The sequence below is a fragment of the Desulfovibrio sp. genome (assembly GCF_009712225.1).
GTDB lineage: Bacteria > Desulfobacterota > Desulfovibrionia > Desulfovibrionales > Desulfovibrionaceae > Desulfovibrio.
Map to the genome: position 1 here is coordinate 104,065 of NZ_WASP01000006.1, position 15,582 is coordinate 119,646.

12 protein-coding genes are annotated in these 15,582 nt (G+C 58.6%); 11 read left to right on the top strand and 1 reads right to left on the bottom strand.

The genetic code is table 11. The features are described from left to right. The 6 genes from fliE to F8N36_RS05915 all read left to right on the top strand — a co-directional run bounded on the left by fliE (position 1) and on the right by F8N36_RS05915 (position 6,722). A complete protein-coding gene (fliE, locus tag F8N36_RS05890) occupies positions 1-447 on the top strand; it encodes a flagellar hook-basal body complex protein FliE (protein ID WP_291331875.1) in 447 nt (148 codons plus the stop codon). A gap of 225 nt (positions 448-672) precedes the next feature. Further along, positions 673-2,313: a flagellar basal-body MS-ring/collar protein FliF gene (gene fliF / locus F8N36_RS05895; protein WP_291331876.1), complete on the top strand. Its 1,641-nt coding sequence runs from the start codon at positions 673-675 to the stop codon at positions 2,311-2,313. Beyond that, positions 2,294-2,497, top strand: a complete 204-nt coding sequence (locus tag F8N36_RS05900; RefSeq protein WP_291331877.1) for a flagellar M-ring protein FliF — start codon at positions 2,294-2,296, stop codon at positions 2,495-2,497. Before fliF ends, F8N36_RS05900 begins: the two co-directional genes overlap by 20 nt. A 45-nt stretch (positions 2,498-2,542) precedes the next feature. After that, positions 2,543-3,538 carry a flagellar motor switch protein FliG gene (gene fliG / locus F8N36_RS05905; RefSeq protein WP_291331878.1) on the top strand — a complete coding sequence of 332 codons (996 nt, stop codon included), beginning with the start codon at positions 2,543-2,545 and terminating at the stop codon, positions 3,536-3,538. A gap of 37 nt (positions 3,539-3,575) precedes the next feature. After that, positions 3,576-5,216, top strand: coding sequence for a FliH/SctL family protein (locus F8N36_RS05910; protein ID WP_291331879.1), 1,641 nt, complete (start codon positions 3,576-3,578; stop codon positions 5,214-5,216). Between the two features lie 15 nt (positions 5,217-5,231). After that, on the top strand, positions 5,232-6,722 hold the full coding sequence (locus F8N36_RS05915; RefSeq protein ID WP_291331880.1) for a FliI/YscN family ATPase: 1,491 nt from the start codon (positions 5,232-5,234) through the stop codon (positions 6,720-6,722). 17 nt (positions 6,723-6,739) lie between these two features. Here F8N36_RS05915 and F8N36_RS05920 read toward each other — a convergent pair whose 3' ends face one another. Further along, complete coding sequence (locus F8N36_RS05920) at positions 6,740-7,003, bottom strand: hypothetical protein (RefSeq protein ID WP_291331881.1); 264 nt, start codon at positions 7,001-7,003, stop codon at positions 6,740-6,742. On the opposite strand from F8N36_RS05920, the gene F8N36_RS05925 reads away from it, so the two are divergent. The 5 genes from F8N36_RS05925 (at position 7,002) to F8N36_RS05945 (ending at position 15,568) form a co-directional block, all read left to right on the top strand. Then, the gene (locus F8N36_RS05925; RefSeq protein ID WP_291331882.1) at positions 7,002-9,632 is read left to right on the top strand and encodes a PEP/pyruvate-binding domain-containing protein; all 2,631 of its coding nucleotides are present in this window, start codon (positions 7,002-7,004) and stop codon (positions 9,630-9,632) included. The two genes, F8N36_RS05920 and F8N36_RS05925, sit on opposite strands and share 2 nt — an antisense overlap. Beyond that, positions 9,632-11,335 carry an ATP-binding protein gene (locus tag F8N36_RS05930; protein ID WP_291331883.1) on the top strand — a complete coding sequence of 568 codons (1,704 nt, stop codon included), beginning with the start codon at positions 9,632-9,634 and terminating at the stop codon, positions 11,333-11,335. The genes F8N36_RS05925 and F8N36_RS05930 overlap by 1 nt, the downstream gene beginning before the upstream one ends. A gap of 54 nt (positions 11,336-11,389) precedes the next feature. Next, positions 11,390-11,767, top strand: a complete 378-nt coding sequence (locus F8N36_RS05935) for a response regulator (protein ID WP_291331884.1) — start codon at positions 11,390-11,392, stop codon at positions 11,765-11,767. A gap of 1 nt (position 11,768) precedes the next feature. Continuing rightward, entirely contained in the window at positions 11,769-14,390 is a 2,622-nt protein-coding gene (locus tag F8N36_RS05940; RefSeq protein ID WP_291331885.1) for a PEP/pyruvate-binding domain-containing protein, read from the top strand. Positions 14,391-14,596: 206 nt separating this feature from the next. Continuing rightward, a complete protein-coding gene (locus F8N36_RS05945) occupies positions 14,597-15,568 on the top strand; it encodes a D-glycerate dehydrogenase (protein ID WP_291331886.1) in 972 nt (323 codons plus the stop codon). Positions 15,569-15,582 lie beyond the last annotated feature (14 nt).

Sequence of the window (15,582 nt, forward strand, 5' to 3'; positions counted from 1 at the left end):
ATGAGCATTCAGGCAGTAGGCATGCGGGCGTACAGCGAGGCCATCCAGAATTTCAGCAAGGTTCAGGGCAGCCTGCAGCAGGGTGGCTCTGTTGGCAGCACAACGCAGTTTGCCAAAACCCTTGACCAGAGTTTGCTGCGTGACAGCGTGGACAGGGGCGAGAACTTTGGCGCGCAGGCCGACTTTATCAAGTACCCCACACAGGCCCACACGCCGGTAACTCCGCAAAACAGCTTTTCCGGCACCATCAAAAGTTCGCTGAACAAGGTCAACGAACTGGATGCAGCCAAGAATATGGCCATCGACGACTTTGCCTCTGGCCGCACGCAAAACGTGCACGAGCTGATGATCATCATGCAGAAATCCAGCATGGCCATGAAGCTTACCTCGGCCGTTCGCGGCAAGGTGCTTGAAGCCTACAAGGAAATTTCCAAGATGCAGTTCTGATACCCGTACCTTTCTGCGCATTATACTCCTGAACACAGATCCCTTCCCGGCATGACCAGGAAGGGATCTGGCGTTTATGAGGTGTCACAAATTTGAATGCTTTTGAGCGAATGATAAAAAATGTTTTAATTTTATATAGTTAGCAAGTGGCATGGCAATTGCTTTGGGTTGCCATATGCCCGGCCAAACCGCCGGAATTATGCCACGTCTTCGCAGGAGCAACTTATGCCGGCTTTTCTTATGCAGCTTGTCAATTCCATCAAGGCAGTCTGGGCCAAAATGAGCGTTATGCAGCGCGTGGCCGTCATGGGTGGGTTGGTGCTTGTCAGCTCTGCTGCCATCGGCCTTTCCATCTGGGCCTCGCGCCCCGACTTCAAGGTGCTGTATTCAAACCTCAGCGCCGAAGACGCCAGCGTTGTCATCAAGTCGCTTCAGGCCGACAAGGTCATGTATCAGCTCACCGACAACGGCAAAACCATCCTTGTACCCAAGGAAGTGGTGTACGACGAACGCATCAAGATCGCGGGCGAAGGCGGTCTAGTAGGGCAGGGCATAGGTTTTGAAATTTTTGACAAGGTCAAGGTCGGGCAAACCGACTTTGTGCAAAAGATCAACTATACACGCGCACTGCAGGGCGAACTTTCGCGCACTATCAGCGAATTCCCCAATGTGGAAAGTGCGCGCGTGCACCTGGTTATTCCGCACCGCAGCCTTTTTGTGGAAGAGCGCCAGTCGCCCTCGGCCTCTGTGGTGCTCAAACTCAAGCGGCCCAACGCCAAACCCGACCAGAAAGAAATCAACGCCATCCTCAACATGATGCTGATGGCGGTTGAAGGGCTCGACAAAACCCATATTTCCATTTCAGACAACGGCGGCAAGGTGCTGTACCAGCCGGAATCAGACAGCCTTGCTGGTGCCAGCACCACCCAGATGGAGCACCGCCAGCAGGTGCAGCGCAACCTTGAGCGCCGCATAGAAGAAATGCTGCAGCCCATGTTTGGCCCTGGCCGCGTTATTGCCAAGGTTAACGTGGATATGGACTTTAGCCAGCGCACCATACGCCGCGAAATTTTTGACCCCGAAAAAACCGCGGTGCGCAGCGAGCAGCGCAGTGAAGAAACCCAGCAGGGCCGTTCGAGCCTTGAAGGTGGCTCACCCGACGCCAACTTCAGGGGCGACGGCATCGCCGGATCGGCCTCGCAGCAGAACGGCAGCCGCGAAACACGCACCACAAACTACGAAATCAACAAGGAAGAGCAGCAAATCGTAACCAATGTTGGCGATTTGAAGCGTATGACGGTTGCAGTCCTTATCGATGGGACGTATGAAAAGACAAACGGTGCGTGGACCTTTGTGCCGCGCAAGGCAGATGACCTTGAACGCGTGCGCCAGCTTGTCACCAATGCTGTTGGTCTCGACAAGGGCCGTGGCGATGCGCTTGAGGTAAGCTCTGCGCCCTTTACCGATTCCGAGCCGCCCAAGGACCCCAACGTTGCCGAAATGCTGGCCGACTATGCAGAACGCCTGGGCAAGCCTTTGCTCAACGCTCTGCTGGCCTTCCTGTTCCTCATGCTTGTGGTGCGGCCCGTTGTTCTGGCCCTTATTCGTCCCAAGGTTGAAGCCGGTGAAATGATCGAAGGCCTTGAGGGTCTGCCTGCCGCCGAAGAGCAGCTGGCGCTTTACGAGGCACTTGAAGAGGCCGCCAAAACGGATGATGAAGTTGAGGCTGAAGTCGAAGACGAGTTGACGTTCAAAGATGTTGAAGCCCTGAAAGCGCATATTTTCAACCTGTCCGACAATCATATGGAACAGGTGGTTATGCTTGTGCGCGGCTGGATGAAAAACGATGAAACAGCTAAAGCCTAGTCAAGCAAGCCGTGTTCCGGCAGAGAACAACGCCACTCTTTCGCAGCTCAAGGCCTTGCGCCTTGCGCAAAAAGAAAGCAATCAGCGCGTTGAAGAATTGAAAATGCGGCTTTTTCATATTACCGAACAGCACATGGATCAGGCCGTGCGGCTTATCAAGCGCTGGCTTGCAGACAAGGAATAAGCAACCCCGGTGGCCCCAGATCGGCCACGGTGAAGGAGTAGGGAGATGGAGTTGACCGGCAAACAGCGTACTGCCGTGCTGCTGCTCGCCATGGGCGACAAGTTCACGGCTGACGTGTTCAAGCGCATGGACCGGCAGGAAATAGCCGACATCTCCAGAGCCATTGTGGAATTGGAGCCAGTGCCGCGCGAAGTTGTTGAAGAGGTTCTGCGCGACTTCCACGAATCGCTGGTTGAAGGTGTGGACATGATCACTGGCGGCAGCGATACGCTGAAGCGCCTGCTGGTCAAGAACCTTGACCCCGAAACCGCCAAGTACGTTATGGATTCACTGAGCCTTGATACCGGCCCCGCGCCCTTCCGCGAGCTGGAATCGGTCAGCCCCAAACTGCTTTCGCAGATTCTGCGCAACGAACATCCACAAACCCTGGCCCTTATCATCGGTCATCTGCACCCCGATCAGGCCGCCAATTTGTTGACGAACCTTCCCGCTGGCGTGCGCGCCGAGGTGCTCATGCGCCTTGCGCGTCTTGAGGCCGTGCCGGAAGAAATGCTGATGGAAGTGGACAAGGTGCTCACAAGCCAGCTTATCGCCATGGGCGGCAAGGAAGGCAAAAAAGTGGGCGGTGTGCAGTCTGTGGCAGAAATCCTCAACGCGGTGGACCGCGCCACGGAAGAAGAAGTCCTTTCTGAAATCGAAGAAGATTCTGCACAGATGGCCGAAGATATCCGCAACCTCATGTTCGTGTTCGAAGACTGCAAGAACATCGACGACCGCGGCGTGCGCGAAATGCTCAAGGAAATTTCCAACGAAGATCTTACGCTGGCCCTGCGTGGAGCCAGCGACGACCTGAGGGAAAAATTCTTCAAGAACATGTCGGAACGCGCGGGCAACATGATTCGCGAAGAACTGGAATTCATGGGCCCGGCCAAGCTTTCAGACGTGGAATCGGCCCAGCAGAATGTGGTCAAGATCGTGCGGCGGCTTGAGAGCGAAAACAAGCTGGTCATCAGCCGTGGCGCTGGCGACGTGTTTGTTTAGCGGCCAGCCGCAAAATCTGTAACCATCGGAATAGGTCATGGCGTCAGACCAGTTGCGCAAAAAATGGGGCACGATCTTCATGGGCGAGCGCGAGGCTTCTCCTCAGCAGCTCGATGCCATGCAAGAGCCCTTGCTCCGCGAGCGTGCGCAACAGCAGCACCAGGAGGACTACCTCGCCAGGGTGCGGGCCAGGGCCGAGGAACGAGCGCGCGAAATTCTTGGCGCGGCCTATGCCGAACGGCAAAAGGTGCTGGAAGAAGCCGGGGCGGAAGCCCAGACCCGCATATTGCAACTCACTCGTGAGGCTCTTGCGCTCAAGGCCCAGGCTCAGGAAGAACTGGCGCAGGCGCAGGCCGAGCACGGCAAAACCCGCGATCTGCGTGAAGAGGCCGAAATTATTCGCGATCACGCGCATAACGACGGCTTTCAGGCGGGCATGGCACAGGCCGGTGCAGAGCTCAAGGAGTTTCGGGCAGACGTGGGGCAGATGCTTGGCAACATGCTGCAGGCCCTTGAGGCCCAGCGGCATTCGCTTGGCGAGGCCTGGCGCGACGAGCTGGCCGAACTGGCACGTGTGGCCGTGGAAGCCGGAACCGGCTGGATTTTGCAGGCCGAGCACCAGCGCATTTTGCAGCATCTGGTTTTCAGCTCGCTGCAACTGCTCGAAGACCGCGCCACGGTCACAGTGCGTGTGCACCCCGATGACGAGGAAACCGTCGGCGACCTGTTCCGCGCCGCACGCGAGCGCGTGCCGGAACTGAGCCAGTGGATTGTCAACGGTGATGCCTCAATTGAAGCTGGCGGCCTTGTGGCAGAGAGCGTCAGCGGCTCGGTGGAGAACCTGCGCAGCCACTACCGCGAAATGGTCGATGGTATTCTTGAATACCTTACACTGCCCCAGCGTCCGCAGGACGAGCAGGCGGAACAGGCCGCGGGGCTTGCGGCTGCACAGGGGCTTGCGCATCTGGCCGAGATGATGCCCCAGGAAGAGGCGCCGCCCGCCGAAGTTCCCGCAACACTGCCCCCCGAGGCAGAGATGGAGCAGGAAGCTGACGCAGATTTGCCCGCAGATGTTGCAGCAGACATTACCACTGATATGTCGGGCGAAGTGCCCGGCGGCCAGGTAGATGACGCGGCGGCTGAACCCATTGCCGCTGGCATGAATCCGGCCGAGCACGATGCCTCCGCAGATTTTGATGTTCCGGCCCCGCATGAAGGCTTTGCCGACCCCGGCCAGCAGCCTCACGAAATGTTGCAGCAGGAAAGCTTGCCCCAGCCTGAGGTACAACCTGCTCAGCTCGTGCAGGACGAACAGTTTTTTGGTGACACCCCTGCTCTGCACGATACCAGTCCCCAAATGGCGCAGGATATCCCCGCTGCTGACGGAGATTTTGCTGCCACCCCGGATTTTGAATCAGATCAGGGCGCTGTGGCGACCCCGGCTGTTGAACCTGAACTGCAGCCCGCAGCCCCTGCCGCGCAGCACCATGAGGCTCAGGCTGCCAATCCCAGCCTTGCCGAACTTGAAGACGAGCTTTTTCCCCTGCCAGCAGAGGAAAATGGCTACGCAGCCCCGGTTGATTCGAGCCATGCCGCTTCAGGACAGGGCGAATCAAGGCCCTCCGATTCCAGTGTTTTTGTGAGCGGGGGCTTTTTGCCCGGCTCCGGCAACGGATAGCCGGAGCAGCCTGCCATGAAGCTTGATCCCGATTCCTGCATAAAGCTGCTTAAAACAAGCACGCCCGTGCGCCTCTTTGGCAAGGTCAACAAGGTTGTGGGCCTTGTGGCAGAGGGTAGTGGTTTGCGCGCGCCGCTTGGGGCCGTGTGCCACATGCTGCCCGACGATGGCGACGAAGGCATCGCCGCCGAGGTGGTGGGCTTTCGCGAGGGCAACCTGCTGTTTATGCCCTACGGCGACATGCGCGGCATTCGCCCCGGCAGCCGTATTCGCAATACAAGCTTGCCCCCGGTATTTCCTGTGGGGCCCGATCTGCTGGGCCGTGCTTTTGACGCCTTTGGCACGCCGCTGGACGCGGGCGCGCCCATAAGCGCCGAGCTCTATGTCTCGCCCCTGCCAGCTGGCGAGAGTTCCAAAGAAGATTTTATCCGCCAGCAGGAAGAGCAGCGACCTTTTGTGCCCCAGTGGCTCGCCGAGGCCCGCAGACTCTGGAATCCCGAGCTTGTGCCCATCTATGCCGACCCTCCGAGCCCGCTGCAACGCCCTCGCATCACCGATATTCTTGATGTGGGCGTGCGCTCGGTCAACAGCCTGCTTACCCTTGGCAAGGGGCAGCGCGTGGGCATCATGGCCGGTTCGGGCGTGGGCAAGTCCACGCTTATGGGCATGATGGCGCGCTACACCCGTGCCGACGTCAACGTGATTGCCCTTATAGGCGAACGCGGGCGCGAAGTGGTGGAATTTATGGAGCGCGACCTTGGCCCTGAGGGCATGGCCCGCTCTGTGCTTGTCATCGCCACCTCGGACCAGTCGCCCCTTGTGCGCATGCGCGCGGCCTACGCGGCAACGGCGGTTTCGGAATATTTCCGCGACAAGGGCATGGACGTGCTGCTGATGATGGACTCGGTAACCCGTTTTGCCATGGCCGCCCGCGAGGTTGGGCTGGCAGTTGGCGAACCGCCCACCACCAAGGGCTATACGCCCTCTGTGTTCGCCCAGTTGCCCAAACTGCTGGAACGGGCGGGCCGCTCGTCAAAGGGAACTATCACAGGTATTTATACGGTACTTGTGGACGGCGACGATTTTAACGAACCCATCGCCGACGCCGTGCGTTCCATCCTCGACGGGCATATCGTGCTCACCCGCGATCTGGCCGACCAGGGGCATTTTCCCGCCATTGACGTGCTGCGCTCCATCAGCCGTCTGCGCTCGGATATCTGTGAAAGGCAGGACGTGCTGGCAGGGCGTGTCATAACCCGCTGCATGAGCACCTTCCGCCGGGTGGAAGACATGATCAACATTGGCGCATACGCCAGAGGCTCCAACCCCGAGATTGACGCAGCCATTGCCAAAATGCCCGACATCAATGCCTTTTTGCGGCAAGATGTGGGCGAACCACAGTTTGTGGAGCAGTGCATGGCGCAGATGCGCATACTGGCCGATATGGGCGACGCCCAGCAGGGCATGCCCGTGCCAGCCCAGCCCAACGGTGTTGCGCCGCTGTAGCCTGATTTTGCCCTGATTTATTCCATTTTATTATTTTTCCTGAGAATGAGAATTCTGTCACATGCGGCTTGAAGGCGGCGTAGTGCTGTGCTAGTTTCAATATGCAACTGTTGGAACAGCGCGGTTTTCGTGCTGGCGCGGCCTTGAAGCGCCAGAGCAGATTGCCAGTGAAAATGTTTGTCTGCTCTGCGTGAATTTTGCCAAATGCTTGCAAGGCGAAACTGTTTTGCCGGTGAGCAGGCATGTTTACGTGAAAATGCTCTATCCTGTGGAGCCGCCATGTCCCTGAGCCGCCTGTTGGGCTTTTTAACGCGAGCCGCCCGGCGCGGTGATGAAGCCGTGTCTGCTTCTTCCGTCAGTTCGGCGGAGGAGGCGCAGCGTTTTTTTGCCTTGCGGCACCATTCCTTCCGCATGTTTCTCACGGCATGGAACGCCTTTCAGGAAACCATGACCGACCTCGAATACACGCTCTGCTGTGACCATCCTTTTGGTCTTTATCGTGTGCGCGCGTTCTGCACTTCCATGGCTACCCAGGTTTTTCAGTGCATCAAGCAGCTTGAGCGTCTTGACCCTACACCCTGCGCGGCCCTGTACGCCCGTTTTGGCGAGCTGCAAAAGCTTGTGGCCGAAGAAGTGTACGAACCCGAGGCCTGCCTGCTTGGCCCGCTGGTGGTTCCTCTGTGTCAGGATGATGCCAGCTGCCTTGCCAGCCTGCACAGCGAAGGCCGTGTGCTGGTAGACCCGGCAACTGCTCGCCTTGAAAGGCTGCGCCCCATCTTTCCCGGCGCTGTGCCACAGGGCTTTGTGGTAACTGCGGCGGGGTGCCAGCACTATTTTCAGAGCGGCGACCTGCAAAGCGAGATAAACCGCTGCATTCAGGCGGCGGGCGGTCTTGCCCCCAACCATCTTGCGCGGCTTTCAAAAAAGCTGGGCTCTCTGGTGGAGGCGACCCCCCTGCCGGAAGACCTTGCCAGCGAAATTATTGAACAGGTGCGGCGGCTGCGCGACCTGTGCGGCAACAAACCCATGCAGCTGCTGTTGCGTGGCCGCGTGTGGCCGCCGGCAGCGGGCGAGGGCGAAGGCTGCGGTGTTGTGCTGTGGGGGCCGCCTGTTCCCCTCAACGCCCCGGACGAAGATATTTTGCGCGCCGTGCGCGCCACCCTTGCCAGCAAGCAGCGCGCCCAGTCTCTGGTGTACCGCCGTGCCCGTGGCCTCACGGAAGGGGGGGCTGGCGTCTGCCTCACCTGCATGGCGGTGGATCAGGGCAGCTTTGGCGGCATTGCCCAGTCATCTGCTCCCTTGAGCCCGCACAGCGAAAACGTGCACGTGTACGGCTGCTCTGGCCTGCCGCAAGAGGTGGAGTATTCCACCATGCCGGTGGACGCCGTAAGCGTTTCGCGTGCGGCCCCGCACACGGTGACAAACCGCCGTCCCTACAAACCCAAGCGTCCGGTGCTGGACGATACCACTGCCATACGCGCGGCAGAGCTGGCCCTTGCGGTGGAAGAAGCCGCTGGAAGGCCCGAAGTGCTCACGTGGGTCTGTAATCCTGAGGGCCGGGTTTTCATGCTTATGGCGCGGCCCATGTCGCTGCCCGAAGACGCCTCCCCCGCTTTGCCCCAGCCCGCCCCAGCGCTGGACAACGACCTGCTGCTGGAAGGCGGCTTTACGGTCAATCCCGGCCGTGTTTCAGGCCCTGCCTGGGTGGCCCGGCGTTGGGAGGATGCCCGCCGCTTCCCCACGGGTGGCATCCTTGTGGTGCCCGATGACAATTATATCTGGGGTTCGCTTATCGACCGCGCCGCTGGCATTATTGCAGAGCGCGGTTTTCAGGGGTCGCGGCTGGCGTCGCTGGCCCGCGAGTTTGGCAAGCCTGCAATTTTTGGCCTCAAGTGGTCCACAGAGGTTGTGGAAAGCGGCCAGCGCATAACGCTATGCGCCGATCTGCGCACGGTTTATGAAAACCGGCAGGATTCGCTGCTGCCCAAGATTCCGCCCGGCAAGGACTACATGCCCGGCAGCCCCGTGTACCAGATTCTGCAAACCGCCTCGCGCCGTATTCTGCCGCTCACGCTTGAAGTGGACAGCGTAGACTTCAAGGCCGCCAACTGCGCGACCTACCACGACATTGTGCGCTACTGCCACGAAAAGGCAGTAAGCGCCATGTTCAGTCTTGGTTCGGACAAAAAATACGCGCCGCAGCGCATCAAGCAGCTGCGCGACAAGGTGGTAAAACAGTTCTGGGTGGTCAACCTCAGCGATGGTTTTGTGCGCACCCCGCAAGGGCCTGTTATTGATGTGGAAGACATCGCCTCGCTGCCCATGCAGGCCCTGTGGCAGGGCATGAACGCCCACCCGTGGCAAGGGCCGCCGCCGGTGGACGGCAAGGGCTTTCTTTCTGTGCTGTTTGAGGCAACGGCCAACCCCAATCTTGATCCCGCTGCGCAGACAGCCTATTTTTCTGAAAAAAATTATTTTCTTATTTCAAGCGATTATTGCAGTTTGCACTCTCGTTTTGGCTTCCATTTTGTTTCGGTCGAGGCGCGCCTTTCAGACCGCACCAGCGAAAATTATCTGAATTTTCAGCTGCGCGGCGGCGCTGCCAACATTGAACGCCGTATAGCGCGGGTACGTTTTGTAGCCGATATTCTTTGGGAATTTGGTTTTTCACCCGTGGTGCGCAACGATGCCGTCAGCGCTACACTCAAGGATCTGGATAAAGAAGAAGGCGAACGCCTGCTGGCAGTGGCCGGGTACATGACCATCCACACCCGGCAGCTCGACATGATCATGCAGGACCCCGGACAGGTTGCGGCCCGCCGTGCGGAAATGCTGGCTCACTGCCGGGCGCTGTTCAAGGGTGAAGCCCTGACACCTGTCGTTGATTCACTATCTCAGGAGGCCCGTTAATGTCGTCCTCAGTGCCTGCACCCCATAGAGGCTACAGGGCCATTTACCGCCGTTTGCTGATAACGCTGCTGCTTATGGCGCTTACGCCCCTGGCGGCGCTTGGGCTGTTTTGCCTCGACAGGCTCAGCGTCATCTATGATGAAAAAATCACTGCTGGCATAGAGGCTGTTATCAGCAGCAAGCACCGCGCCCTCGATACCTTTATGGTCGAGCGTGTGGCTCAGGTCAAAAACCTGGCCTTTACCCACCCCTACGCGGATCTCAGCAATCCTGCACGGTTGAGCGAAATTTTCAGCGTGCTGCAAAGCAACAGCCGCTCGTTTGTGGATCTCGGCATCATTGGTATGGATGGCCGCCACGTTTCATATGTGGGGCCATTTGATCTGCGCGACGCCAACTATTCCGAAGCGCCATGGTTTACAGAGGTGCTGCGCAAGGGCGTGTACGTCAGCGACGTATTCATGGGTTACCGGCACGTGCCGCACTTTATCATTGCCGTATTGCGGCACGAGGGCGGGCGCAGCTACATAATGCGGGCCACCATCGACATGGATGCCATCGATGCCTTGCTGCGGCGTATATATTCAGGTCCGCACAGCGATGCCTTTATTGTGAGCAACAGTGGCGTGTTGCAGACAAGCTCGCGCTACTACGGGTCAATCATGGGGCAGTATGATCTGCCGCAGGAAAACCTGACCCGTAACAATGTGGTAACCATGCACAAAAACATCCCCAGCGGGGAGGAAATGGTCATAGCCCTCATGCGGCTTGATTCCATGCCCTGGGTGCTGGTGGTTATGGACGATGTGCGTGACAGCCTCAAGCCCCTGCGCCAGCTCAAGGCTCTCATACTGTTCTTTACGCTGCTGGGCGGTGCGCTTACCTGCATGGGGGCCGAGCTTTGCACGCGGCGGCTTGTGGCCTCGCTTGAAGCCTCGGACCAGAAACAGGCCCACATTGACGCGCGCATGCTGCAATCAAGTAAAATGGCGGCTCTGGGCAAGATGGCAGCGGGTGTGGCCCACGAGGTCAACAACCCCCTCATGCTCATTCAGGAAAATGCGGGCTGGATACGCGACCTGCTCGACGATGAAGACCCGGAAAAGATCAAAAATTACAAAGAAATTCTCGAGAGTACGGAAAAAATCGAGCAGCACGTCAAACGCGCCAAGGGTATTACCCAGCGCATGCTGGGCTTTGGGCGGCGCATGAATCCTGGTCGTACAGAGATTCTCATCAGTTCGCTGGCCGATCAGGCGCTTGAAATGCTCAAGTCAGAGGCTGGCAGCCGTAATATTGCCATTGTGCGGCAGTACGATACCCAGATTCCGGTCATTCTGTCCGATCCGGCCCAGCTTGAGCAGATATTTATCAACGTGATCGATAACGCCATCGACGCCATGGGCAAGGACGGAACCCTCACGGTGAGTGCCCAGCCCTGGAAAAACGGCGTACGCGTGTCGTTTGCCGATACCGGTCCCGGTATGGATCAGGAAACTCTGCGGCAGGTTTTTGACCCGTTCTTTACCACAAAGAAGGTGGGCGAGGGTACGGGGCTTGGTCTGGCCATCTGCTACACCATTCTTGAGAAGCTGGGCGGTCGCATAGACGTGCAGAGCGAACCCGGCCACGGCACCACATTCAGCATCTTTTTGCCTGCGGAACCGCCGCAGCTTGCGCCCGAAGAAGGCGCAGAAGCATAAGCAAAACCACAGGGCGGCCCCGAAGGGGCATGCTGCCATATAAAGGAGGCCTCCATGCGCGCACTGTTTGTGGACGACGAAGTTGAATTTCTGGAACTCATGCACAAGCGCCTTAGCCGACGCGGTATGGAAGTTGTTACCGCGCCAGACGGGCAGACGGCCCTCAAGCTGCTGGATGAAGCCATGCAGTCGGGGCAGGCTTTTGAAATCGTCGTCATGGACGTGCGCATGCCCGGCATGGACGGTCTGGAAACCCTGCGCCACATGAAGGAAAAAGCCCCCAAGATTCCGGTTATCCTGCTGACGGGTCATGCATGTATGGGCGTGGCTGTTCAGGGGCTTGATCTGGGCGCATACGATTATATGCTCAAACCCGTTGCCATCAGTGAACTGATCATCAAGATGGAGGAAGCGGCTCGGTCCGCTATGTGACATGGCGCTGCTCGACTGTCTGCGGAAATTGCTGGGACACGAGGACTCGCAGGAGCCCGACGCGGAACAGCTGGCGCGGGAGGAGGCCTTCAAGGCCCGCCTGCGGGAGCGGTGCGCGCGTTTTAGACGCCTGCTGTCGTCCAATAAAACGGCACTTGAGGCCATGAGCGATGTGGAAGAGCATCTTACCGGCTCGCGTCCCTTTGGCATGGACTATGTGCACGCCGCCAGCACCCGCGCCGTAACGGCAGTTTTTCAGATGGTGCGTGACCTCAACGCGCTTTCTGAAGACAGTTACGAATCCCTGCAGCAGGCCTTTGACCGTATTCGCGAGCAGATGCAGAGCCTGCTTGAGGAACAGCCGCATCAGGACGGCCCCAACATCATGCCCTTGGGCGATATTCGCCTGCGCCACGTCACGCTTGTGGGCGGAAAGATGGCCAACCTGGGCGAGGTGGCGGCCCACGCTGGGCTTGATGTGCCAGACGGCTTTGCCGTGACGGTAAGCGCCTACTACCGATTTATGGATTACAGTGGCCTGCGCAGCGAACTGGACCGTCGCATTCAGGCCACAGACATGCACAGTCTGGACGAAGTTTTCAGCCTTTCCGCCGCATTGCAGCAGGCCGTGCTCAACGCGCCGTTGCCTCCCGAGCTTGAGCGCGAGATTACAGAATCTGTGGCCGAAATGCAGCGCCGGGCAGGCCCGGGGCTTTTACTGGCCCTGCGCAGCAGCGCTGTGGGCGAAGATTCGCTGGGCGTTTCCTTTGCCGGGCAATACCGCTCGGAACTCAACGTGCCGCCCGAAGAAGCCTGCGAAGTATGGAAAGAAATTGTGGCCAGCAAGTATGCAGTTACGGCCATGAGTTACCGGTATCAGCACGGTATTCCTGATGATACTGCGCCCATGTGCGTGGGCGTGCTTGCCATGGTTCCCGCTGCCGCTGGCGGCGTGGCCTATAGCCGAGACCCAGTGGCCGCCGCGCGCGGGCAGGAGCAGGTGCTGCTCAATGCCGTGCCCGGTTTGCCTCAGGGCGTGGTGGACGGCGCCGTTACCCCCGATGTTTTTATCTTTACCCGCACCAATCCGCCCAAACCCATAAGCAAGTCGCTTGCCGGTCTTGCTGGCATGCCTGCCAGTCTTACTGATACTCAGGCAGCCGAGCTTGCCCAGGTGGCCCTTGCGCTTGAGGAATACTACACCGAGCCGCAAGACGTGGAGTGGGCCCTTGATTCCCGCACCGGGCGCATAGTGGTACTGCAAAGCCGCCCCCTGCGCGAGGCCGACGCCACCACCGAAAATGCCTCTGTCACGCCCTTTGAGCAGGCTGGCGACAACGCCTCTGTGGAAAATTTTTGCCCGCATTTGCAGTCAGACGTTACCGGCGGGCCCAAGGTTCTGGCCTGTGGCGGCGTGGCCGTGAGCCCCGGCGTGGGTATGGGACCAGTATTTGTTGCCCGCAAGGAAGCAGACATGCTCTCCTTTCCCAAGGGCGGCATTCTTGTGGTCGAGCGGGCATTGCCCCGCTGGGCTCCGCTGCTTTCACGTGCGGCGGGCATGGTGAGTGAAACGGGCGGCATGGCGGGGCATCTGGCCTCTGTGGCGCGCGAGTATCGCCTGCCTGCGGTGTTCAGCCTGCCCAATGCCTGCAACCTGCTGGATGATGCCGGTGAGGCCACTCTCGATGCGGGCCACTGCGCCGTATTTGAGGGACTCAACCCCCAGCTTGCCGCGCAGGTTCCCGAACCACCCAACCTCATGGAAGGCAGCCCCGTGCACCAGCGGCTTGATGCCCTTGCGCGGCTGATGGTTCCGCTCAATCTTCTTGATCCGGAATCGCCGCAGTTTGCGCCAGAGCATTGCCAGACCCTGCACGACATAACCCGCTTCTGTCACGAAAAATCCGTACAGCTCATGTTTGATGACGGTTCGGATGTGAACCAGCGCATGGGTAAGCAGCTCAAGGCCGGGGTAAAGCTGCAGTACTGGATTGTGGACATGGGCGGCGGATTCCGTCGGCATGTGGGCGGCAGGGTGGTGGATATCGCCGATATCTCCAGCACGCCCATGTTGGCCCTGTGGGACGGCATGGTAGCCATACCCTGGGCGGGGCCGCCAGCGGCCAGTGCTTCCGGCTTTATGACGGTGATGATCGAAAGTACCATGAATCCGGATCTGGAAAGCACCGCGCCCAATGCCATGTCCAACAAAAACTTTTTTATAATTTCAGATAACTACATGATTTTACAGGCTCGGTACGGCTACCACTTTTGCACGGTGGAAAGCCTGGCCGGAGCCAATAATCACGAAAACTTCGTGAGCTTCCAGTTCAAGGGCGGGGCCGCGGACCGACAGCGCCGCAGGTTGCGCGCCCGCATGGTGGCCGACCTGCTGGAACAGCACGGTTTTCGCGCTGATGTAAAGGATGATTCGCTTTTTGCGGTGGCAGAGAATTTTCCCGCTGCCGATATTTTGCAAAAAACCCGCATGATTGGGTATCTGCTTATCCACACGCGGCAGGTTGACATGATCATGCTGGAGCAGGAGCGAGCCACGGCCATGAAAAACAAGCTGGGCGGCGACATGGCTTCGCTGCTTGAGCGGCCCCTCACACCCCAGTAGATTTTCTTGCGATTGGTCTGCCAGCGTTGCGGCGGCAGAATATATGCCTCCTTTCGTTGCCCTGCGCTGTACCCGTGCAGGGCAACTCTGTTTTGGCTCTTCTTACTTCTTGCATTCGCTCCTGCACCTGCTTACTTACAAGGACACAGACGCTGCGCGTATCACCGTGTTGCAGAATGCTTTTTTTAGCAGTTGGAGAACTGGCAATGAGCAAACCAAGAATTTTTGTTCCCCGGGCGGTTGTGCCTGAAGCCCTCGAGTTACTGCGCACCCGTTGTCATGTTGATGTCGGGCCCGAGGCTGGACTGCCGCACGAAGAACTGGTTGAGGCTGTTCGTGGATATGACGGCATCTTTACGCCCGTCATTGCCCTGAAAGCTGACGTTATTGATGCCATGGCCCCCACCTGCAAGGTTATTGCGTGCTTTGGCGTTGGCTTTGACCATGTGGATATTGCCGCTGCAACGCGTAACGGTATATGGGTGACCCACAACCCCGGTTTTGTTACCGACGATACCGCAGACATGGCCTTTGCCCTGCTGCTCGCTGTGGCGCGCAGGCTCCGTGAGTGCGATATTTTTGTGCGTGAGGGCGGAACCCCCTGGCCGTTGAACAGCTTCATGGGCCTGCGGGTTTCTGGCAAAACCTTGGGCCTTGTGGGCAGCGGGCGCATTGCCCTGGCTGTGGCAACGCGCGCGGCCGGTTTTGGCATGACCCTGCTGTACACCGCGCGTCATCGTAATGAAGACTTTGAAGCCCGAACCGGCGCCCACTACGTGAACAAACATGATCTGCTGCGTCAGTCGGACTTTGTTAGCCTGCATATCCCCCTGACCTCTGAGACAGAAAAGTACATTGGGCAAGAGGAGTTCGAACTCATGCAGCGCCATACCGTGCTTATCAATACTGCGCGCGGCAAGGTTGTGGATGAGCAGGCTCTGGTGGATGCCCTGCGGTCAGGGCTCATAGCCGCTGCGGGGCTGGATGTTTTTGAAAACGAGCCGCAGGTTCACCCTGACCTGTGCGCCTTGCCCAACGTGCTGCTTGCGCCGCACAAGGGTGTTGCAACCATGGATTGCTTTAAAACTCTGGGACGTAGCGGTGCGGAAAAGATATTTGACGCACTGGACGGCAAACTGCCCGCCAATTGTCTGAATCCCGAGGCGCGGCACGGGTAGTGGGGATGTGATAT